The following is a 20900-nucleotide window of genomic DNA, read 5'->3' as shown; positions in this document are numbered from 1 at the left end:
TATCGATCCTCTTACAGGAGTTACAGCATGAAGCTTGCGTTAATGATGAGCACACTGTGCATCGCCTCGATCGGGGTGGTCGGCTGCTCCAGTAAAGTGGTCGAACCTGACCAGTATTCGGGGTTTCTCAAGGACTACAGCCAACTCAAGGAAGCCAAGTCGCCGTCGGGCGCCGAGGTCATGCGCTGGATGGACCCCAAACTCAATGTCAGCAAATTCACCAGCGTTTATATCGAGCCGACCCAGCTCTATCCCAAGCCGCAACCGACCGTAAAAATCCCTCAAGCCACGCTTAACGGCATCACCGGTTACTACGACCAGGCGCTCAAGCGTGAACTGGGTAAATCCCTGCCATTGGCCACAGGTCCAGGGCCTGGCGTGATCGTGGTACGCGCGGCCATCACTGCCGTCAGCAGCAAGACCGAAGGCCTGAAACCGTATGAAGTGATCCCGATTGCCCTGGTGGCCGCGGCGGTCAGCACCGCCAGCGGGATTCGCGATCAGGAAACCACCCTCGCCACCGAAGCGGTGTTCCTCGATGGCGGCAACAACAGCGTGGTGGCTCAGGTGGTGCGCAAAGGCACCGGCAAACCGCTGGAGAACGACACTCAGGTGATGAAGGCCGATGACGTGAAAAGCGTGATCGATGGCTGGGCTTCGGATTTGCATCAGTCGTATCTGAAACTCAAGTCCAAATAAAAGCCTAAGAGCTTCGCGAGCAAGCCCGCTCCCACATGGGATCTCTTGTGTACACAAAATGTGTGACCAAAACAGATCCACTGTGGGAGCGGGCTTGCTCGCGAAAGCGGTCTATCAGGCAAAGCATCACTCCCCGACAAACCACCGGTAATACGGATTCCCCCCATCGCCGCGCATCACCTCGCCAATGTCCCTGGCCCAGGCATCACGATCCCCGTCATAGGCATGCAAACTCGCCCGATAAAACTGCATCAGGCGCTGGCGGTGGGCGTCCATCCGCTCATTGAACCCTGCATCAGCATTCACCAGGGGGGGCGCGACGTGCAGGTCGAGCAGCGCCGGTAGCACGCGGCTGATCTCCTTGGCACGCACCCATGGCGCGTACTCGATGCGCGGTTGATCGTCGGTCACAGGTGCAGCGTCAGCGGCGAAGCGTTCGAGCCCTGCGCGGTCCGTTACCCATGTGGCAAGCAATGCGGCGGCCGAGCCGATACCCACGTCCTGCAAGGTGCTGCGAACGCTTTCCTGCTGGAAACGCTGGGTGATTTTCGCCGCATCCAGTTCGATCGGCTGCATCGAACCCACCAGCAGCATTTCGTGGAACTCGCTGGTCCATAGGGTGGCATAGGGGAAAACGTCGAGGAAGCTGCGTACCAGTGAACGCGAGTCGTCGATGTTTTGCGTTGGCAGCGGCAGCCATTGGGCGACCAGGCCATTTTTCTCCAGGCGGCTGGCGGCCAATTGGTAGAAGTCCCGGGAATAGAGGTTGACCACACCGGCGGCGGAGGGCGGTGGTGGTTCGAGGGTGATCAGGTCGTAGGTCTGCGGGTTGCGCAGCAGTTCCTGGCGGCCATCGCGCAAGCGCACATCGACGCCCGGATTGGCGGCAGCATTGAAGTTGCCCTCGAACAGCGGCGCAGCCTTGACCACCGACGGCAGCAACTCGGCGACCACCCGATGTTCCAGCCCCGGATAACGGGTCAGGGCACCGGCGGTGATGCCAGTGCCAAACCCGATCACCAGCGCCGAGCGCGGTTCGCCGTTGTGGATCAACAGCGGCAACAGCGCCTGTATGCGCATGTAGCGCAGGGACGGCATGGCGTCGCCGGTGTTCGAGACGCCTTGAATGTACAAGCGCTGAAAGGCCTTCTTGCCCTTGCCCTGGGTGACCACCGCTACGGTGCCACCGCGACCTTCTTCGTAGAACGCCAGGCTCGCGTTGCGTGCGCCGGGCAGCAGGCTCGCGAGTTTGTTGACCGGGGTGAAAACCGCCAGCGCCAAGGACAACAGGCCAATCGCAACCACGGCCTGACGCCGGCCTTTCTTCACATGGTGACCTTTACGCACCGCGAAATAACCGATCCCGGCGGCGACAATCGCCAGCAACCCGAGGGTGCGCACCAGCCCCAGCAACGGGATCAGCAAGAAGCCGCAGAGCATCACCCCGACGATCCCGCCGAGGGTGTTGAACGCCACCACCGCGCCGACATCCTGTCCGATGCGCTCGCGACCAACGCTCAAGCGCAACGCCAACGGAAACGCCGCGCCCAGCAGCAGGGTCGGCAAAAACACGATGCTCAACGCTGCCACGGCAAACCGGGTGCTCATGCCCACCAACTCGCTGGCGCCCAACGACAGGACCCAGGCTTCGGCGACGCTTTGCGCGAGAATCAACCAGCGCCCGAGCAGGGCGATTTCCAGCAGGGCGATCAACCCCGCACCGGCAATCAGTAAGCCGAACACGCCCCAGGGATCGCGAATGCGCTCCACCCGGCGTGCCAAGAGTGCGCTACCCAGAAACAACCCGGTGAGGTACGTCGCCAGCACCACGGCGAACGCATAGGTGCGGGTGCTCATGAACTGCACGATGGATTGCGACCAGACCACTTCATAACCCAGGGCGACGCCGCCAGCGATGGAGTACAGCCACAGCGCCAGGCGATCCGGAGCTTTCTCTGCGTGATGCTTTACCGCTACGGCGGGCGGCGCAGAACGGTGGCGTTGAAACCACAGTGCACCGGCAGCGGCCAGCAGATTGAGCATCGCGGCGGCCAAGGCACTGCCACGCACGCCGAGGGTGGCGATCAGCACGAACGCGGCGAGCAGGGTGCCAGCGATAGCGCCAGCGGTGTTGGCGGCATACAGCTGACCGCCGGCCTTGCCCAGTTGTTGCGGGGCGGCGGCCAATGAACGCACCAACACCGGCAACGTGCCGCCCATCAGCAACGCGGGGATGCCCACCAACGCAAACGGCAACACCCAGGCCAGCAGGCCGACGTGCTGCTCCAGCCAGGCGAAAGGACTGGCGGCCAGGCTCATGGCGAAGGTCGCGCCGACGCCGATCACGGCCACCACCACTTCCAGCCCGGCATACAGCAACACCGGCTGCTGCAAGCGATCCGCCCAGCGCCCGAACAGCAAGCCACCCAAGGCCAATCCGGCAAAAAACGCGCTGATCCCGGTGGTGATCGCATACACCTCGACGCCCACCACCAGCGACAGTTGCTTGATCCATAGCACTTGATACACCAGCGCCGCGGCGCCGGAGACGAACAGCAGCAGGGCGGGGATCAACAACGCCGGGGAGACAACGTGAGGAGTGGGTATGGCCGACGACTTACTGGCGACACGTGAGGACATTGCGGATTGCCTTGTTCCGATCTGAAAAAACCTGTGACGGTGCTGGCCTCTTCGCGAGCAAGCCCGCTCCCACAGGGGAATGCATTCCAAATGTGGGAGCGGGCTTGCTCGCGAAGGGGCCAACGCGGTCACAAGCCAAAAATAAGGCCGCCCGCCGGCGAGGGCGAGCGGCGGTCAAGCGTCTTACTGTGCAGCCGGTGCCGCTTTCATTTTCTCTGCAATCTTCGCATCGACCGCAGCACGGATCTGGTCAATGCTGAAGCTCGCCGGTTTCTGGCTCGGTGGATATTCGATGAAGGTCTGCAGGAACGCTGCAGCCTTGCCCACCGCGACAGCCGCCAGGTAGACGTTTTTGGTTTGCCAATCGTAATACTGATCGGAAACCACGTCGGCGCGTTCATACGGGTCCATCCTCAAGTTGAGGATTTTCGGCACCCGCAGGCACACGAACGGTTCGCTCCAGACCTTGAAGCCACCCGGTTCGCGTTGTTCGCAGAACACCACTTTCCAGTTGTCGAAACGCATGGAAACCAGCACGCCGTCATCGTTGAAGTAGTAGAACTCCTTACGCTCACCCTTAGGCTGTTGGCCGGTCAGGTAGGGCAGTTGGTTGAAGCCGTCGAGGTGAACCTTGAAGTTGGTGCCGCCGGAGGTTGGCGCCCAGCCTTTAAGCAGTTTGTCTTTCACCTGGTTATCGCCTGCCGCCGCGAGCAACGTCGGGAACCAGTCCATGCCCGAGAACATCTCGTTCGACACTTCGCCGGCCTTGATCTTGCCCGGCCAACGGATAATCGCCGGCACCCGATAAGCGCCTTCCCAGTTGGAGTTCTTCTCGTTGCGGAACGGCGTGGTCGCCGCATCCGGCCAGGAGAACTGGTTCGGGCCGTTGTCGGTGGTGTAGACGACGATGGTGTTGTCGGCGATTTTCAGGTCGTCGAGGGTTTGCAGCAGTTTGCCGACGTCGCCGTCGTGCTCCAGCATGCCGTCCGCGTATTCGTTGCCGGGCATGCCGCTCTGACCCTTCATTGAATCGCGTACGTGGGTGAACACGTGCATGCGCGTGGTGTTCATCCAGACAAAGAACGGCTTATCCGCCTTGGCCTGTTTCTCGATGAACGCTTGCGCGGCGGCGGTGGTTTCGTCGTCGATGGTTTCCATGCGTTTGGTGGTCAGCGCGCCGGTGTCTTCGATCTTGCCATCGGCGAAGCTGTGGATCACGCCGCGCGGGGTGTTGGCCTTGACGAAATCAGGGTCGTCCTTGGGCCAGTACGGGCGTTCAGGTTCTTCTTCGGCGTTGAGGTGGTACAGGTTGCCGAAGAACTCGTCGAAACCGTGATTGGTCGGCAGGTATTCATCCCGGTCGCCCAGGTGGTTCTTGCCGAACTGGCCAGTGGAATAGCCGAGGCCTTTAAGCGCCTGGGCGATAGTGATATCACGTTTTTGCAAGCCGACCGGGGCGCCCGGAATGCCGACTTTCGACAGGCCGGTACGCAGCGGCGTCTGGCCGGTGATGAAGGATGACCGTCCTGCGGTGCAGCTGTTCTCCGCGTAGTAGTCGGTGAACATCATGCCTTCCTTGGCAATGCGGTCGATGTTCGGAGTCTTGTACCCGACCACGCCCATGGAATAGGCGCTGATGTTGGTCTGGCCGATGTCGTCGCCGAAGATCACGAGAATGTTGGGTTTTTCAGCGGCCCCGGCAGTTGCCGAAATCGCCATGACCGAGGCTGCCACCAGGGCGAGTTTCGGTAGCCACTTGCGTATGCGAGTCATCTGACTTGCTCCTTTTGCTCACTTGCGTCGCCTCAAGGCGACATACGTTTTTTGCGGTCCTGCGTAACGCTTTTGTTATTGCACTTGCTCAGGTGTGGCGGACTCGAAGGGATAGACTTTGCGCCATTCGGCGGCCATGTCCACGATAGTCCAGCCACGGGATTTTGCTTCGTCGAGGGCCTTGTCCAGCTTGCCGACCGGGGATTGGCGGTCGTAGGCCCACTCGCGTTTAGCGTCGGTGTGATGCACCAGGCCCATGAAGCGTTTGCCGCTGCCGGCGGCGGTCCACTGCAGCATTTGCAGATCGCCGTCGGAGTTGCCGAAGGCCAGGATCGGACGGCGGCCAATCACTGCGTCGATGGTCTCGGGTTTGCCCGGGCCGTCGTCGTTGTGCGCCAGTTTGGCGGTGCGCAGGATTGATGGCTGGCCGTCCTTGAGCTGGTAGGCAGTGACGAACGTAGTGCCGATCACTTGCTCCGGCGGGATGCCGTAGACCTTCTCGGCAAAGGCGCGCATGAACGCGGTGTCGCCGCCGGACACGATGTAGGTCTTGAAGTTCTGGCTGCGCAGGTAGTCGAGCATTTCCAGCATCGGCTGGAAGATCATCTCGGTGTAGGGCTTGCCGGTTTTCGGATGTTTGGCCTGACTCAGCCAGGTCTTGGCGTAGTCATCGAAGGCCTCGGTGGTCATGCCGGTGTGGGTGGCGCCGAAGATCTTCAGAATGCCGTCCATGCCCGCGGCGGCCAACGCCTTGTGATCATTTTCCAGCACCGCTTTGAATGGCTGGGTGGTCTTCCATTCCGGGTGTTGCGGCGCGGTGCGCTTGACCTCGTCGAAGGCGAACAGCAACTCGAAATACGCCGGTTGCTCGCTCCACAGGGTGCCGTCGTTGTCGAACACGGCGATGCGTTCGGCGGGTTTGACGAAGTCCTTGCTGCTCTGGTCGGTGACGGCCTGGACGAATTCGATGATGCTCTTTTTCGCCGGGCCATCGTTCCACGAGGGCAGCGGTTCGTTGGCTTGGGCCAGCAGCGGCAGGGCCAAGGTCAGCAGCAGGGTCAGCCCGTAGCGGTGGCGGATCGATAGCGGGTTCGTCATGGAAAATCCTTCTCGTGGACGGGGTTGAGTGGCCGTAACGCGGGAGGCGCCGGGGCCTGGTGATGCTCGGCCTGACTATGCAGCGTAGCCAAGGATTGCTTGAATTGGCTCAGCGCCTGATCTTTGGTCGGTGCACGGCCGTAACAGGCGCGTAGCAGTGTTTGCAGGCGTGGGCCGAGGTTGGTCAGTTTCAGGCCTTTGCCACGGCGCTTGACCCACAGGTACAGGGCGCTCAGTTGCGCTGGCCGACCTTCGATTTGTGCCGGAATCTGCTGCCAGGCGCAGTCAGCGGATTGCAGCCATGCGGCGTGCCGGGCTTGGCGCCGGGCCTGCAAACCGAACCAGGCGCGATGGATGAGCGGACGGGCGAAGTAGCCGAGCAGGGCGACAATCACGAGGATTGCCAGCCAGCCCAGCCAATGTCCAGAGAGGTGAATACGGCTTTGCTGGCCGAGTTTCTTCAGGTCTTCGCTAATGGAGAACACCGGGCGATAAGCGCTGTTGGCCGTCGCTTCAAACGTAATGGCCGGCACTTGAGCCGTGCGAGTCTGCTGGCTGGCGCTGTCCCACCATTTCACTTCGATGGCGGGCAGGGTGTGGCTGCCCTCGGTGTCGATCCGGTAAGTCACGGTATCGATGCGCTGCCCGCCATTGAAGTTGCCGCGACCGTCGTCCACGGCGCTAACCTGCGGGGCTTTCGGATAGCGACTGAGGCCAGGGACCTCGGCCAATGTCGGCACCGGCAGCGCCATCGCCAGGGCACCGTCGGCTTGCAGCGTCAGTTGCCGAGTGAGGCTGTCGCCGACCTTCAAGGGTGTCGCTGAGTTGACGGTTTTTTGCGTGAAACGCAATCCGCTGGCCACCAGTACCGCTTCACCGGCGCTGAACCCTGGCGGTTGCGCGGCGCTGAAGTGCAGCGGCTGGCTCTGGGCGCTCAATTCTGCGCTGGCTTGCGCGGGTGTAGCGTGTACGGTCAACGCCGGGATGTCGAAGCCCTGGGCCAGGTTCGGCGTGATCAGGTAGCTGTAGCGCATGCCGCTGAAAGGCTTGCCGTCGATGGTCTGGTTCAGGTGCTGGGCGTGGCCGTTGGGCGGCATCACCAGTGCGCCGTTGAGCTTGAGGTCGGGCAGGGTCGGGGCGTCGGTGAACCAGGTGTCGGTGAGGACGTCGAGTTGCAGTTCGACGAGACTGCCGACCATGATTGAATCGGTGGGTTGCAGGCGGGACTGGATCTGGAGTTCGGCGGCCAGGGTGTGGGTGCTGATCAGGCAGAGCAGCAGGGTGCAGAGTTTTGTGGTGACTGGGCGAGCCTCTTCGCGAGCAAGCCCGCTCCCACACTGGACCTGTGTGCGCTGCAAATCCCCTGTGGGAGCGGGCTTGCTCGCGAAGGCCACGACGCGGTCCAAAAGGATCATGGTTTACCCCCCACCTGATCCTGCAAACTGAACTTCTGCTTCAAGAACTTCGCCGGCGAGGTGCTCAGGTTCTGCAACCACACCTCATCCGACGCCGCCTGCTCGGTCTGCACCGCTTTGCTCTGGCCCTTGCCCGGTGCCTTGTCCATCTTGATTTCGTCCGGCTTGGTCTCCGGTGCGTTCTGTTCGGCGCTGTCGGTGTCTTTCTGCAAGGCAATGGCCAGCGCCAGGTTGGCCGTGGCTTCCGGGAACTGCGGTTGCAATTTCAACGCCTGGGTATACGCCGCAATCGCCTGATCGAACTTGAAGCGCTTCACGTAAATATTGCCCAGATAGAAATACGCCTGGGGTGTTTCCAGTCGCGCAAAACTTGCCAGCGCCAGGTCGTAATCGGCCGCGTGATAAGCGGCGATGCCTTTCCAGTACGGGTCGACAAACAGCGCTGCGGCCTGAGGCAGATGCTCATGCTCGAAGGCCCAGCGACCCTGCTGATCCCTGGTGAAAAACGCGTCGGTCAGGGCGTTGGCTTCCGCCGTGGTCGGTTGCAGGCCAATGCCCAAGGCCAATAACACACCGGCCATCCAGTTCAGGCTCCAGCCCTTGCGCACGCTGAAGAGCGCGATCAGCAGCAACGGCCAGCACAGCCAGTAACCGGCGTCTTTCCAGTGCAGTTCACGTTGTTCATCACTGGCACTCTGGAAATGCTGCTGGGCGTGCAACTCAACCCAGTCCAGATCATCGTTATTCAGGGTCAGGCTGCCCAGCGGCGCATCGAGTGCCGAGGCCAGTTGCTTGAGCCCGGCCTGATCGAAACTGCCCAGCACCGGGCGACCGTTGCTGTCGGTGCGTGGCTGGCCGTTGGCGTCGTGGATGATCCCGCCGTCTTCACTGCCCACGGCGAGGATCAGCACTTGCAACTGGCTGTTATCGAGTTGTTTGTCGAGGCCACTCAGTTGGGTGGTGTCGGCACCATCGGTGATCAACAACAAGGTGCCTGGGGTTTTCTCGGCGACCAGCAGACGTTTGGCTTGCTCGATTACCGCGCCAACGTCTTTCCCGGATTTGGCGATCAGGTCGGTGCTCAAGGCCTGGATAAAGGTGTCGAGCAACGCCGGGTCGTCGGTGGGCGGCAACACCAGGTGTGCGCTGCCGGCATAGGCGATCAAACCGCTGCGAGCACCGGCACGACGCTGGATCAGGTCGTGGAGTTTGTGTTTCGCCGCTTCGAGACGACTCGGTGGCACGTCACTGGCGTCCATCGACGGCGACAGGTCGATGGCGATGATCAGCGGCGCGCGGTTTTCCAGGAAGTCCGGGCGATCCTGTTCCCACGTCGGCCCCGCAGCAGCGAGGGCGCCGAGGATCAGCAGGGCGCAGACCAGATGCACCGGGCGCAGGCGCTGTTGATCCTGTGGCGTGATCAACAGGTGAGGCAGCAAGTGCTCGGCGATATTGCCGCGCAAGCGTCGTTGCAGGTTGTGACTACGGCGCCACAGCAGCGGCAGCAGTGCACCGAACAGCGCCAGCAATAACCAGAGTGGGCGCAGAAAGTGGAAGTCGCTGAGGTTGATCTCCATCTCAGGCCTCCTGCCGCTGGCGGGCAATCGACAGGCGCGGACGCAGCAGGGCGCCCAGGTGATAGAGCGCAAGCAAGCCGATGGCGGCGCCCAGCGGCCACCAGAACAGATCCCGTTTGGGCTGATGACTGAGGGTTTTCACCTGATGCGGGGTCAGTTTGTCGAGGGTGCTGTAGACCTGATCCAGTGCCGTGCGGTCTTCGGCACGGAAGAATTTACCGCCCGTGGCCTCGGCGATTTGCTGCAAGCCTTGCAGGTTGACCTTGGCCTCGCCTTCGGCGGTCGGGTCGCCGATGCCGATGGTGTGAATCACCACGCCTTTGGCCGCCGCCATGGCCGCCGCGTGGTCCGGGGTAATGGCGCTACTGGTGTCGTTGCCGTCGGTGAGCAGGATCAGCACTTTCTCTTCTTCGTGGGCCTGGTCCAGCAGTTTCAGGCTCAAACCAATCGCATCGCCGATGGCGGTGTTGGGGCCGGCCATGCCGATGCCGGTGTCGTCGAGCAACAGCGACAGGCTGGCGTGATCGAGGGTCAGTGGCGCCTGCGGATAGGCGCCGCTGCCGAACACGATCAGGCCCAGGCGATCCTCTTTACGCTTGTCGATAAAGCCATGGACCACTTGTTTGACGGCCGCGAGGCGATTGATCTTCTGGCCGTTGGCGCCGGTGAAATCGCTGGTTTCCATGGATTGGGAAATATCGATGGCCAGCATCAGGTCGCGTACTGGTTGCTGACGTTCGATGGGTTTTTCCACGTAGACCGGCCGCGCCGCTGCCATCAGCAACAAGGCCCAGACCAGCAGATTTAGCAGCAACTGCCAAACATTACTGCGGCTGCCCGGTGCACTCGGCGCCTGGCCGACCGCGCGGCTCATCGCACTGAAAAACGGCACGCGCACCGCGCTGCGGGCCTCGCGATACGCGGGCAGGTAGCGATAACCGAACCACGGCAACGGCAGCAGCAGTAACAGCCAAGGGTAATCAAGCTGCCACATGATGATGCTCCACCCAGAGTTTGCAGGTGTCGAACAGCTGTTGGCGGTGTTCGGCGGGCAGGGCGCGCAGGGTGGCGTCCGGAGCGTAGGCCAGTTGGGCGAGGTGTTGACTGAAATCTGCGGGTAAAGGCTTCGCGCTATGCGCCTCCAGAAAGGCTTGCCACTCTTCACCGCCCAATGCGCCAACCCCCGGTGGGTGCGGGCTTGCTCGCGAAGAGGCCTTTACATTCAACATTGATGTCGACTGACCCGACGCCTTCGCGAGCAAGCCCGCTCCCACAGGGGGTGTATTCCATGTTTTGGATGGCATCGACAGCGCCACTCGCTTGAGTAGTTCTGGCAATTCGCGCAACGCACTCAAATCATCACTGCGCCGCTGCAACTCCGCCAACCGCACCAACGCCTCCCGCCGGTACCGATCCCGCCGCCACTGCCAGACCTTGCGCGCACTCATCAGCACCACCGCGAGCAGCAGCAGCGCCAACAGCACCCACCAGCCCCACGTCTGCGGCGCATAACTGACCGGCGCGGGCAGGCTCAACTCCTTGAGTTGTTCGATGCTCGGGATGTTCGGGTTCACCGCCGACCACCACTGAGCTTGCCCAATTCAACCCTCAATTGTTCCTGGGCATCGGTGGCGGTGCTGAACATCATCAGCGGCACCTGGCTGCGGCGCAGCAAGGTAGCGACGTCCTTGAGCCGACCGCTGAGGAAATCCACTAACGGCTCATGCACGCGCCGTTGTTCCACCGCCAGTTCCACTTGCAACTGGCCCTGGGTCACCAGCAATCGGCCGTTCTTCGGCAGGTTCAGGGCCAACGGGTCGTAGACCTGCATGGCAATCACATCGTTGTGCGCCGCCAGTTGCCGCATCAACTTCAAAGTACGTTCGCCGGCCCCGGCAAAGTCGCTGACGATGCAGATCAAGTGATCGTGCCCGGCCACCGCCAGGCAATGCTGCAAGACCTTGTCGAGCTGGTCTTCATCTTCGGCGTCCGGATTACCGGCGTTGAGTTCCTGGTTCTGCTGCGCGATGCGGCTGCACAACGCTTCGAGCCGTTTGCGGCTGCGCAGCGGGGCGATGCTGTCGATGCGCTGGTCGTTGAACACCAGGCCGCCGACCCGGTCGCCGGCATTGAAGGTCATCCACGCCGCCAGTGCGCCAAGCTCGGCAGCGATGGCTGACTTGAAGCTGCGCTGCGAGCCAAAGAACATCGACATGCGCTGATCCACCAGAATCAACGCCGGGCGGTCGCGCTCTTCGGTGAAGGTGCGCACCACCGGTTTGCCGGTGCGCAAGGACGCGCGCCAATCCAGGTGCCGCAAGTCGTCCCCCGGCTGATAGCGGCGCAGCTCATCGAAATTCAAGCCACGGCCACGCAAGCGCGAGGCATGGTTGCCGGCGAGAATGCTGCCCTGAGGCTGGCGCGCGAGGAAACTCAGGTCACGGGCCTTGAACTCCAGCGCCATCAACTGCGCCAGAGAGACATAGACCAGACCGTCAACGTTCATGCAGGAATCGCCACTTTGTCGAGCAAACGGTCGAGCACTTGATCCGCCGTCACTCCGTCGGCCACCGCGTCGTAACTCAGTTGCAGGCGATGACGTAACACCGGATGCACCACGGCGCGCACGTTATCCGGCGAGACAAAATCCTGCCCCTGCAACCAGGCGTCGGCGCGGGCGCAACGGTCCAGACCAATCCCGCCCCGTGGGCTGGCGCCGATAGCGATCCAGCGTCCGAGGTCGGCGTCGTAGTCTGCCGGGTGGCGTGTAGCGTTGATCAGGTCGATCAAATACGTGTCGATGGCCGGGGATACGTGAATGCCGCTGACCTCACGGCGTGCGGCAAAAATCACGTCCTGGGACAGCGCGAAACCTGGCACTGCGGCGGTTTTTGCGCCCAAGGCGAACTCTTCTTCGCGCAACAACCGCAGCACCTGGCTTTCGTTTTCCGCGCTCGGGTAATCCAGCAGCACTTTCATCAGGAAGCGGTCCATCTGCGCTTCCGGCAGCGGGTACGTACCTTCTTGCTCGATGGGGTTCTGGGTTGCCACCACGATAAACAGTTCCGGCAGCACATGGCTGTTGCCGGCCACGGTGATCTGCCGTTCTTCCATGGCTTCGAGCAACGCGGCCTGGACCTTGGCCGGGGCGCGGTTGATTTCATCGGCCAGGATCAAGTTGCCGAACAACGGCCCGGGCTGGAAGCGGATTTCATTCTTGCCTTCGACCTGGTGCAGCACCTCGGCACCGGTGATGTCCGACGGCAGCAAATCCGGGGTGAACTGGATACGACTCATCTTCGCGTCCAGGTGTTTGGCCAGGGCCTTGACCGTGCGGGTCTTGGCCAGGCCGGGCAGGCTTTCCAGCAGTAAATGGCCGTTAGCCAACAGACCGAGCAGAATCTGCCGGATCACCTGATCCTGGCCGAGTACGGATTCGGCGATGCTGGCTTGCAGGGCGTTGAGATCGTTGAGTGTGGTCATGGGCATTCCCTTTCTCAAATGCAGGCTCAAAACATAAAGGTCGGAATGACCGGGATGAAGGACAAACGGAAATTCCAGCGGCTACTGATCAAGTCTTCCGGGTGAATCGCCGAGTACTGAATCTCCCCGGAAATCCGCACCGGCAACTTGCCGAAGTTGAAGATTCGCCCGGCGCCGATACCGATAGGGAAGGTGACCTTGTTGCCGCCTTCGGCCTTCCAGTTGACCGTGATGTTCGGCGTCATGCCGACCCGCCATTGCTCCGGGCCAGGGATGTTGCGCTGGATGAAATACTGGATGTTGGTCAGGCTCACGTCCTTGCGCTTACTGTCGCCAGCCACCGACCACCAGTGTTGCGGGAACAGGCCGAGGGTCCAGTCTTCGCCCAGATAAGCGGCGACGAACGCCGGGCCAAGGGAGTATTTGCCGGTGCCGAGCACGTCGTATTCGGCGGTGGGGAACATCGCGGTCGGGCCGAAGCCCCAGACCATTTTGCCGCCCCCGGCGAAGCGGATCGGCTCCTTGGGCGAGAACACCCCGACATACGCCAGGTCGCCGAAACCGTTGGTGCGGTCGAACGGGTCCTGCACCACTGAGGTGAAGTCGCCCCGGTCATGCAGCAACTCATTCGGGCCCATGCCGATCAGGTTGCCGGCCTTGCGATTGACCGGAGCGCTGACGTAACTGATGGGCAAGCGGTTGATCAGGTTCCAGTCTTCACCGAGGGAAATCGGGAAGGTCGGCATAAAGCTGTATTTGCCGAGCATCCGCGTGCCGTTGCTGTGCGGACCTTTAAGCGCGGTGTAGTCGTATTGGTTGAACAGCAACACCAGGTTGCCCACGGGGTTGTCCATTAACTTGGCGATCTGCTCGGTGGACGGATCGCAGCCGGCGGCCACGACTTTTTTCAGGTCGATGTCGAAGTCTTGCTGCAATCGATGACAGGTTTCCGGATCGCCCTTGCCGGCCGGTTGCGCGGGTGTGCTGCCGAGGACCGGCAAGTTGCCGGCGGCGCAGGCCATGCCGCTGAGCATTGCCCCGCAGAGGGTCAGGTGGGTGCGCATCCATGCCGTGATCATCGATCAGCCTCCGTTACCAGGCGTATTGCAGGCGCAAGGTCCAGGTGTTCACGTCCGGCGAACCGGTACGCTCCGACACCGTGTCCGAGTAGGCGATCAGCCCGCCGAATTGCGGCGACAGCATGAAACCGACACTGGCGCCGAACAGGCCGTTTTCCTGTTTGTTGTCCTGCCAGTCACCGTTGATTTTGGTTTCGCCGCCCCGGTTGTAGGTGGCGTCGAGGGAAGCCCATAACGCACGGTTGATGGTGTAGCTGTAGTGGGTTTCGATGGCGTAGAGCGGCTTTTGCTCGAGCTTGCCGTCACCGTGATAGTCGTTGTTGTCGCCATACATCGACACGTAGGTGTTGAACTCAAGCCAGGTCGGACCGATGGGCGTGCCGAAGGCGATTTCCGGTTTGAACGCCCAGCGATTGGAACCGATGTTGATGATCCGGTCCTTGTCGTAATCACCGGTCGGCGCGGTGATCCACAAGGCGCCAGTGAGGAAGGTTTCCGGGGTCCAGTTGGCGAATTGTTCCTTGGTCAGCGCCGGGCCGCCGAACAGGTTGTGCACCAGCACAAACTGGGTGTCGGCCATGCCGCCGTTGTGCTTGGTGCCGTCGAAAAACTGCGCGTTATCGAACGAGGCGGAAATGTCGGCGTAGGGTTGCAGGATCTGGATCGCGCTGTTGCGCCCGTCCACCGCAAACGAGCGCGCGTAACGGGCGATGTACAGGTCGGCGTCGAGGGACAGGCCATCAATCGGCAGCGCGGTGTCGATGGGCGTGTTGGTGTTGATGCGGTTGTAATAGCCGAACACCATGTTCAGGTCGGTCGGCAGGTTCTGCCAGTCCCGGGCGTTATCGGCCTGGCTCAGCAGTGGGGTCATGGCCAACGTCAGTGCCGTCATCCTTGATGTGTTTAAACGCATGCTTGTGCTCCTGCAAAGTTCTGTATGACGGGTTACGGCTTACTGGCCAATCGGCGTCAGCAACGGGATCTGCCACTGGCCGCTGACCATTTCCGGCTTCGGCAGGTAGATCCGCAGCACGGCATAAAACGGCCCGTGAGGGGCTGGCAGCCAGTTGCTTTTCTTGTCGCCCACTGGCTCCGAATGTTGCACGTACAGGGTCAGGCCACCGTCGGCGTCGCGCTTGAGCTTGGGCAACATCCGCGAATTGATCAGGTAGCGCTTCATGTGGTTGGCCACCAGCAACTTGGTCTTGCCGTCGTACATGGTCAGCGACCAGAAGGCGTCGGCTGGCGGCAGTTCGTCTTTGTTGAAGTGCAGGGTGTAGCTGTGACGCGCTCCGTTGACCGGTTTGCCCTGGTTGTCGACGAAGTAGCCGATGTAGTTCGCCTCTTCGGCGGAGTTGCCGAAGATGCCGATATTGGCGCCAACATAGCGGTACAGGTAGTTGCCGTTCAGGTGGTCGCGGGTGCCGAAAAAGTCACCGCTGGTGACCTGGTGCGTGTCGATCTTGTCCTTCTTGAACTGGGCGAATTCAGCTTTGGCATCGGCGATACCATCCTCCAGCGCCTTGCGTTGCTCAGCGGTGAAGGTGGTGAGTTTGAACGGCTGGCCGCCGACGATGCCGATCTTTGCAAAGCGTGCCAGCAGGTCTTTTTCCACGTCCTGGGGCGGGGCGAAAGCGAGCATGAAATTCAGGTAGCGGAACAGGTCGGGGGTATCGCTCATGTCAGCGGTGGGTTTCGGCCAATCGACCTTCGGCGCAGCGATCGGTGCCGGTTGCTTGAGGTATTGGCTCAAGGTCTGCACCTTGTAGGCGTTCTGGATCAGCTTGACCTTGGCCAGGTCGGCACTGTCGAACAGCTGGGTGCGATACAACGCGTAGGCGATATTGCTTTCGCTGCGCACCAGCCTATCGATGTTCACCGGTTGCTGGCCCTGCCAGTCCGGGCCGGCAATCATGTACGTGCCGCCCTTGTTGCCGGTGCTGCGGGTGCCCAGGTAAGCGAAATTCTGCGTGTAGAGGTCGATCAACTGCACCGAGTAGTAACGGTTTTCCGCAATCGGCGGCAGGGTCAGCACCACCGGTTCGGCGCGCAGGTCCATCCACACGAAAGAGTAGGGCGTGTCGGAATTGGGGGTGACGAAAGCGGTGTCCGCCGGGGTGAAGACCTTGGCGGTGTTGCCGATCTTGTTGAACGGCGCCTTGAAGTTCGTCCCGGCCTTGTCCACGGCCTGGGTGTAGAGGGTCTTGTACATCTCCACCACCGGGAAACCGTACAAGTAGGCTTCCTTGGCGATGCCCCGGGCTTCTTCCGGGGTGGCAGTGAAGTCGGCCCAGGCGCTGCAACTCAGCAGGAGTGAGAGGCTGGCGAGCATCAGGCGGGGGGCTTTCTTAATACGCATAAGGTGTCCTTTGTATTGAATGCTGCACAATTCCTGTGGGAGCGGGCTTGCTCGCGAAGAGGCCGGCACATTAAAAGGCAGTGTTGACTGAACCACCGCTTTCGCGAGCAAGCCCGCTCCCACAGGTTGTTGGGTGATGTCCCGCATTAGTGGTCACTCCACCACCGCAATGTCATCAAGTTTCCAGCTCTTGTCGAAATAGGCCTCGGTCGGCGCATACAAGCGGAAGTAGCTGAACCAGTGCTTGCCCGGCACCGTTTGCACCCAGTTGTTTTCGAACCCCTTGGGCGCAGTCGGGCCGAAGTACAGGTCCACCGAGCCGTCGGCGTTCTTTTTCAGGTCCTGGCGGGAAGACAGATCCGCCTTGCGCTGCGGGTTGTCGATCAGGCAACGGCTGTCGATGTCGTACACGGTCATCGACCAGAACTGCTTGGCCGGCGGGTTGGCACCCACGTGCAGCCGATAACTCTTGCCGCCATCGAGCCAGTTGCCCTTGGCGTCGGTATACGCGCCAAGGTAGGTCTGGCCCAGGCCCGGGGTTTTCGACACCATGCCTTTGGTGTTGGTGACCGCTTCGTAGAACCAGGCGCTGCGTTCCCACAACTGGTCGTAGTAGGCGACGCGCTGGGACGGCTCGGCGATGTTCAACACGGTGTCCCACTGCCGATCCTTCCAGTACTGCGCATCGGGGAAACGCTTGGCGAAGGCGTTGGCCTTGGCGATTAGTTCACCGACCTGCGCGCCTTGTTCCAACGCCGCGCGCTGCTTGTCGTTGGGATTGAATGGCTTGCCTTTTTCGATGCCCAGGCTGGCGAGCATCGCCATGTAGAAACGGTCGCGCTCGTTGACCGGTTCTTTCTGGATGATCTGATGCAAGCGCTCCCAGTACGCCAGGCCACGCGGCTGGGTGCCGGACCAGGCCTTGCCGCCGGGGGACAGCAGTTTGGTCTTGCTCGGTTCGGCGCGCTTGGCGTAGGGGTACATCTTGAATTGTTCTACCAGCGCCTTGCCCTTGGCCGGGTCCGGGTCGAGCACGCGAAAGCCCACCAGCACGTTCATCGTTTCCGACTTGGCCAGGTAGTACTTGCCGGCGTCGGCCGGTGGTTCGGCGCCTGGTGGCAGTACCAGATACTTGCCACCCTTGCCTTTGTCCGGGCCGGTCTGGCCCATGTCGATGATCGCCCGTTGCCAAAAATCGCCAACGCCGCCCGCCGTCGGGCCCGGTGGCAGTTCAATCACCAGCGGCCCGGTTTCATTGAGGTCGACGAAGCCGAGGATGTAGGGTGTGGTGGCATTGGCAGTGATCACGCCGAGCTTGTCTTCGTAACTGTTAAGCACCATCAGGTCGCCACTGTGGGCGCCGAGCTTGTCGCGAAACTCCTCTTGCCATTGGGCGTAGGACACCAACGGCAAGGCCCATAAATAACTCTGGGTCGCTTGCTGAAAATCCAGTTCGGCGTAGAGCTTGGCGATGGACTCATGGGCCGGCAGTTCACCTTCCATGGCTATCTTGCCAATGCGGGTGTCGAGGTCTTGGGCTTGGGCTTGGGCTTGCGCACCCACGCCGCAACTCACGAACATCGCCATGATGCTGTACCCGGCGGCACGCAGTGCAATGTGCATAAGAATGTCCTTATTTACCGAAAGTGACGTTGATCCCGGCGAACAGCGTGAACTGCGGCAGGCCATCGCCTTTGCGTTCCACGGTCCATTGGGGTTCGACGAAGGCGTTGAAAATGTTGGTCCCGGATTTCCAGACCTTGCCGCCACCGAAGCCGATGGGGATGTAATGGGTGTCGTTCTTCAGGTCGAAGGTCCAGGTGCCGGTCGAGCGCAGGTACCAGCCTTTGGCCAGGTTATGAATGATGAAGGGCTGCATCGTCGCGGTTTCGACATGGGCGCGATCATGGTCGCCGGCGAACGAACTCTGGTACTGCACCAGCGCACCCAACAGGCCTCGCGGCGAAGAGTCGATAGCGATGGCGGCCAGGCCTGCCTGCCACTTGCCGGTGCCCAACTCATCCTGTTCAGCGGTGGGCGCGGTGATCTGCGGGCCGATGCCCAACTGGATGCCGTCGGTCTTGAGCAGGAAAATATCGAACAGGTTCAGGTCACCGATACCGGTGCTGTAACCGTTGTGCGGGTCGGGGCGGGTGCTGATCGGCAACGTCGCGCGGAGCAATTGCGGCACGCCGATGAAATCGTTGGGCGCCACCGGCAAGGTGCCGCGCAGCAACGCGTCATTGGTGTGGACGTTGGTGTCGTAGAGTCTGGGGGTGTAGTAATCCTGCAGGTTGGCGCCTGGCGCCAGGTTCAGCGGGTTGTTGCTTTTGTTGGCTTCCTCGGCGTTATCGGCGTGTGCACAAAAGGCAGACGCCAGCAGTGCCGCCAGCAAACAGGCGTGCGCTCCCTGATTTTTCGACATGATTCCCCGGTTCCTTGGTGGCTCAGTGGACGAACTCGACCATATGTTTGGCCTTTACTGCGTAGTCTCTTTCCTATCAAGCCTGTAGGACACGTCAGTTGACGCTAGCAGCTAACGACGAGTTATCCAGTCGAATGGATTAATTCTTTGGTTTTGTGGGCGGATTCGCGTTTTTTTTGTGTACTAAAAAGTTAATACGAATCAGGCGGTTGGGGGTGGGAGCTGAGGAGGGAAGTGAGTATTTGTGCAGGTTTACTTGGGCGCAATGGGCACAAAATGTTGTGCCCGCTGAAGATTCACTGTGGGAGCGGGGTTGCTCGCGAAGGCGGTGTTTCAGTTGACAGAGATGCTGACTGACACGACGCCTTCGCGAGCAAGCCCGCTCCCACAATGGTGAGTTCTATTGGCGATACGGTTTCTTGGAAACCTGCCCAAATATTCAGTGCTTCTTCGCCTGCGCCCGCACTCGATCTTCCTGCTCGCGCAACTCAGGCGTGAACTCGGCACCGAAATCCTCAGCCGAGAACACCTGGCGAATTTCGATCTCGGCCTCGGTCCCCGGCATAGGGTTCGGGCAGCGCTTGACCCATTCGATGGCTTCTTCTTTCGACTTCACTTCCCACAACCAATAACCGGCGATCAACTCCTTGGTTTCGGCAAACGGGCCGTCGATCACGGTGCGTTTGTCGCCGGAGAAACGCACCCGGGCGCCTTTGCTGCTCGGTTGCAGTCCGTCGCAAGAAAGAAGGATGCCGGCCTTGGCCAGTTCTTCGTTGTAGTTGCCCATCGCGGTCAGCAGTTCCTCGGTGGGCATGACGCCGGCCTCGGAGTCCGGGCTGGCTTTGACAATGATCATGAATTGCATGGTTTTATCTCCGCTGCAGGTGAGTGATTCACTGCTTAGTCGAATGGTGGTTCGCGGAATCGACAACGCAGCAAAAAAAGATCGCCGGCTTACTCATGTAGAGCTGCCGAAGGCTGCGATCTTTTGACTTTGATCCTGGGCGATGACGAAAAGATCAAAAGATCGCAGCCTTCGGCAGCTCCTACGGGGGATGTGTTGGTGTTGAATCGGGTGGTAGGCTGCCGGCATTCAGGCCAATGGAATGCCGTCATTCATGCCCGTCCTTGAACTCACAACGCTGATCCCCGACCGCACACCCGCGCAGGTCCTCGACTTCTGCCTGGAAGGTGTCAACTTTCCGAAGATCTTCCCTGAGCGCGTCACGCCGCTGGGCGATATCGACATCAATAACCTGCGCATCGAGGCCGGTCGCCAGTTTCGCTTTCGGCACTGGATGTTCAACGTCATTCCGTCGAACTGGACGGTGGTGATTCGCGAGGTCAGCGACACGCATTTCATCGACGAAATGCTCAAGGGGCCGATGGCTGCCTTTCGTCATGAACACCGGGTGGCAGCGGGAGAGGGCGGTACGCTATACACCGACCGGGTGACGTATTCGGCCATCGGCGGCGCACCGCTGGAGTGGTTGCTGGTCAACGGCTACATGCGACGTATTTTCGAGGCGCGGCATCGCAATATGTTGCGGTTGCTGAAATAGCGCGATGTACACGCGGTCCACTGTGGGAGCGGGCTTGCTCGCGAAAGCGGTGTATCAGTGACAGAGATGCTGACTGACAGGACGCCTTCGCGAGCAAGCCCGCTCCCACAGGAGATTTGTGTCATTTGTGCGAGTTGTATCCAATTTCTGCAGCGACACTTCACAATTTGTATCTGACCATAGGTCGTCGGACAATTTCGTGGTTAACTTCGGCCTCTTCAGATTTCCAACAACACCATCAGAAGGACTCCGTTCATGGCTCAAGTCACTCTTAAAGGCAACCCGGTTCAAGTCAACGGCCAACTGCCACAAGCCGGTTCCAAGGCGCCAGCCTTTTCCCTGGTTGCCGGCAATTTGTCGGACGTGACCCTGGCGAGCTTCGCCGGCAAGCGCAAAGTGCTGAACATCTTCCCAAGCGTCGACACCCCGACCTGCGCGACTTCGGTTCGCAAGTTCAACGCCCAGGCCAACGACGTCGCCAACACTGTCGTGCTGTGCATCTCCGCTGACCTGCCGTTCGCCCAGGCACGCTTCTGCGGCGCCGAAGGCCTGGAAAACGTCCAGAACCTGTCGACCCTGCGTGGCGCCGAGTTCATCGAAAACTATGGCGTGGCCATTGCTGACGGCCCGCTCAAAGGCCTGACTGCCCGTGCCGTCGTAGTGCTGGATGAAAACGACAACGTGCTGCACAGCGAACTGGTTAAAGAAATTGCAGAAGAGCCGAACTACGAAGCAGCACTCGCTGTTCTGAAGTAAGCGCTTTTTACAATTGTTAACGGCCTGGCACTCG

At 60.8% G+C, this 20900-nt stretch carries 18 protein-coding genes; 3 read left to right on the top strand and 15 right to left on the bottom strand.

The genetic code is table 11. The features are described 5' to 3' along the window. Positions 1-27 precede the first annotated feature (27 nt). The gene (locus tag ACWIKB_RS23710) at positions 28-699 is read left to right on the top strand and encodes a DUF3313 domain-containing protein (RefSeq protein ID WP_475269750.1); all 672 of its coding nucleotides are present in this window, start codon (positions 28-30) and stop codon (positions 697-699) included. A 126-nt stretch (positions 700-825) separates the two neighbouring features. Here ACWIKB_RS23710 and ACWIKB_RS23705 read toward each other — a convergent pair whose 3' ends face one another. The 15 genes from ACWIKB_RS23705 to ACWIKB_RS23635 form a co-directional block, all read right to left on the bottom strand. Next, positions 826-3339: a spermidine synthase gene (locus tag ACWIKB_RS23705; RefSeq protein ID WP_475269749.1), complete on the bottom strand. Its 2514-nt coding sequence runs from the start codon at positions 3337-3339 to the stop codon at positions 826-828. Between the two features lie 183 nt (positions 3340-3522). Continuing rightward, complete coding sequence (locus ACWIKB_RS23700; RefSeq protein ID WP_054614928.1) at positions 3523-5112, bottom strand: arylsulfatase; 1590 nt, start codon at positions 5110-5112, stop codon at positions 3523-3525. A gap of 75 nt (positions 5113-5187) precedes the next feature. Beyond that, a complete protein-coding gene (locus ACWIKB_RS23695; RefSeq protein ID WP_475269748.1) occupies positions 5188-6210 on the bottom strand; it encodes an HAD family hydrolase in 1023 nt (340 codons plus the stop codon). Continuing rightward, positions 6207-7625, bottom strand: a complete 1419-nt coding sequence (locus ACWIKB_RS23690) for a BatD family protein (protein WP_475269747.1) — start codon at positions 7623-7625, stop codon at positions 6207-6209. Before ACWIKB_RS23690 ends, ACWIKB_RS23695 begins: the two co-directional genes overlap by 4 nt. Continuing rightward, positions 7622-9202: a VWA domain-containing protein gene (locus tag ACWIKB_RS23685; RefSeq protein WP_475269745.1), complete on the bottom strand. Its 1581-nt coding sequence runs from the start codon at positions 9200-9202 to the stop codon at positions 7622-7624. Before ACWIKB_RS23685 ends, ACWIKB_RS23690 begins: the two co-directional genes overlap by 4 nt. Position 9203: 1 nt before the next feature. Continuing rightward, positions 9204-10196, bottom strand: a complete 993-nt coding sequence (locus ACWIKB_RS23680; RefSeq protein ID WP_475269744.1) for a vWA domain-containing protein — start codon at positions 10194-10196, stop codon at positions 9204-9206. Then, positions 10183-10776, bottom strand: a complete 594-nt coding sequence (locus tag ACWIKB_RS23675; protein ID WP_475269742.1) for a DUF4381 domain-containing protein — start codon at positions 10774-10776, stop codon at positions 10183-10185. Before ACWIKB_RS23675 ends, ACWIKB_RS23680 begins: the two co-directional genes overlap by 14 nt. After that, entirely contained in the window at positions 10773-11708 is a 936-nt protein-coding gene (locus ACWIKB_RS23670) for a DUF58 domain-containing protein (RefSeq protein WP_475269741.1), read from the bottom strand. The genes ACWIKB_RS23675 and ACWIKB_RS23670 overlap by 4 nt, the downstream gene beginning before the upstream one ends. Further along, positions 11705-12685 carry an AAA family ATPase gene (locus ACWIKB_RS23665; RefSeq protein ID WP_475269739.1) on the bottom strand — a complete coding sequence of 327 codons (981 nt, stop codon included), beginning with the start codon at positions 12683-12685 and terminating at the stop codon, positions 11705-11707. The genes ACWIKB_RS23670 and ACWIKB_RS23665 overlap by 4 nt, the downstream gene beginning before the upstream one ends. 26 nt (positions 12686-12711) lie before the next feature. Further along, positions 12712-13749, bottom strand: a complete 1038-nt coding sequence (locus ACWIKB_RS23660; protein ID WP_475269837.1) for a hypothetical protein — start codon at positions 13747-13749, stop codon at positions 12712-12714. Positions 13750-13777: 28 nt separating this feature from the next. After that, a complete protein-coding gene (locus ACWIKB_RS23655; protein WP_475269738.1) occupies positions 13778-14677 on the bottom strand; it encodes a transporter in 900 nt (299 codons plus the stop codon). Between the two features lie 39 nt (positions 14678-14716). After that, a complete protein-coding gene (locus ACWIKB_RS23650; RefSeq protein WP_475269737.1) occupies positions 14717-16123 on the bottom strand; it encodes a DUF1254 domain-containing protein in 1407 nt (468 codons plus the stop codon). A gap of 153 nt (positions 16124-16276) precedes the next feature. After that, the gene (locus ACWIKB_RS23645; RefSeq protein WP_475269736.1) at positions 16277-17746 is read right to left on the bottom strand and encodes a DUF1254 domain-containing protein; all 1470 of its coding nucleotides are present in this window, start codon (positions 17744-17746) and stop codon (positions 16277-16279) included. A 10-nt stretch (positions 17747-17756) separates the two neighbouring features. Then, on the bottom strand, positions 17757-18548 hold the full coding sequence (locus ACWIKB_RS23640) for a hypothetical protein (RefSeq protein ID WP_475269734.1): 792 nt from the start codon (positions 18546-18548) through the stop codon (positions 17757-17759). A gap of 439 nt (positions 18549-18987) precedes the next feature. Next, a complete protein-coding gene (locus ACWIKB_RS23635) occupies positions 18988-19413 on the bottom strand; it encodes a YciI family protein (RefSeq protein WP_475269733.1) in 426 nt (141 codons plus the stop codon). Between the two features lie 253 nt (positions 19414-19666). Here ACWIKB_RS23635 and ACWIKB_RS23630 point away from each other — a divergent pair, with 253 nt between their 5' ends. Further along, a complete protein-coding gene (locus tag ACWIKB_RS23630) occupies positions 19667-20110 on the top strand; it encodes an SRPBCC family protein (protein ID WP_475269731.1) in 444 nt (147 codons plus the stop codon). Positions 20111-20365: 255 nt separating this feature from the next. Then, positions 20366-20866: a thiol peroxidase gene (gene tpx, locus ACWIKB_RS23625; RefSeq protein WP_008030203.1), complete on the top strand. Its 501-nt coding sequence runs from the start codon at positions 20366-20368 to the stop codon at positions 20864-20866. The last annotated feature ends 34 nt before the right edge of the window (positions 20867-20900 follow it).

It is taken from the genome of Pseudomonas sp. 5Vm1k, from assembly GCF_056161485.1.
The sequence above is the reverse complement of the archived record's forward strand: the minus strand, read 5'-3'. Positions and strand labels throughout refer to the sequence as shown.

Excerpts from the sequence above, each read along its gene's own strand:
- ACWIKB_RS23710 (WP_475269750.1), top strand. The coding sequence starts at position 28 with ATGAAGCTTGCGTTAATGATGAGCACACTGTGCATCGCCTCGATCGGG.
- ACWIKB_RS23705 (WP_475269749.1), bottom strand. The coding sequence starts at position 3,339 with ATGTCCTCACGTGTCGCCAGTAAGTCGTCGGCCATACCCACTCCTCAC.
- ACWIKB_RS23700 (WP_054614928.1), bottom strand. The coding sequence starts at position 5,112 with ATGACTCGCATACGCAAGTGGCTACCGAAACTCGCCCTGGTGGCAGCC.
- ACWIKB_RS23695 (WP_475269748.1), bottom strand. The coding sequence starts at position 6,210 with ATGACGAACCCGCTATCGATCCGCCACCGCTACGGGCTGACCCTGCTG.
- ACWIKB_RS23690 (WP_475269747.1), bottom strand. The coding sequence starts at position 7,625 with ATGATCCTTTTGGACCGCGTCGTGGCCTTCGCGAGCAAGCCCGCTCCC.
- ACWIKB_RS23685 (WP_475269745.1), bottom strand. The coding sequence starts at position 9,202 with ATGGAGATCAACCTCAGCGACTTCCACTTTCTGCGCCCACTCTGGTTA.
- ACWIKB_RS23680 (WP_475269744.1), bottom strand. The coding sequence starts at position 10,196 with ATGTGGCAGCTTGATTACCCTTGGCTGTTACTGCTGCTGCCGTTGCCG.
- ACWIKB_RS23670 (WP_475269741.1), bottom strand. The coding sequence starts at position 11,708 with ATGAACGTTGACGGTCTGGTCTATGTCTCTCTGGCGCAGTTGATGGCG.
- ACWIKB_RS23665 (WP_475269739.1), bottom strand. The coding sequence starts at position 12,685 with ATGACCACACTCAACGATCTCAACGCCCTGCAAGCCAGCATCGCCGAA.
- ACWIKB_RS23660 (WP_475269837.1), bottom strand. The coding sequence starts at position 13,749 with ATGCGCACCCACCTGACCCTCTGCGGGGCAATGCTCAGCGGCATGGCC.
- ACWIKB_RS23655 (WP_475269738.1), bottom strand. The coding sequence starts at position 14,677 with ATGCGTTTAAACACATCAAGGATGACGGCACTGACGTTGGCCATGACC.
- ACWIKB_RS23650 (WP_475269737.1), bottom strand. The coding sequence starts at position 16,123 with ATGCGTATTAAGAAAGCCCCCCGCCTGATGCTCGCCAGCCTCTCACTC.
- ACWIKB_RS23645 (WP_475269736.1), bottom strand. The coding sequence starts at position 17,746 with ATGCACATTGCACTGCGTGCCGCCGGGTACAGCATCATGGCGATGTTC.
- ACWIKB_RS23640 (WP_475269734.1), bottom strand. The coding sequence starts at position 18,548 with ATGTCGAAAAATCAGGGAGCGCACGCCTGTTTGCTGGCGGCACTGCTG.
- ACWIKB_RS23635 (WP_475269733.1), bottom strand. The coding sequence starts at position 19,413 with ATGCAATTCATGATCATTGTCAAAGCCAGCCCGGACTCCGAGGCCGGC.
- ACWIKB_RS23630 (WP_475269731.1), top strand. The coding sequence starts at position 19,667 with ATGCCCGTCCTTGAACTCACAACGCTGATCCCCGACCGCACACCCGCG.
- tpx (WP_008030203.1), top strand. The coding sequence starts at position 20,366 with ATGGCTCAAGTCACTCTTAAAGGCAACCCGGTTCAAGTCAACGGCCAA.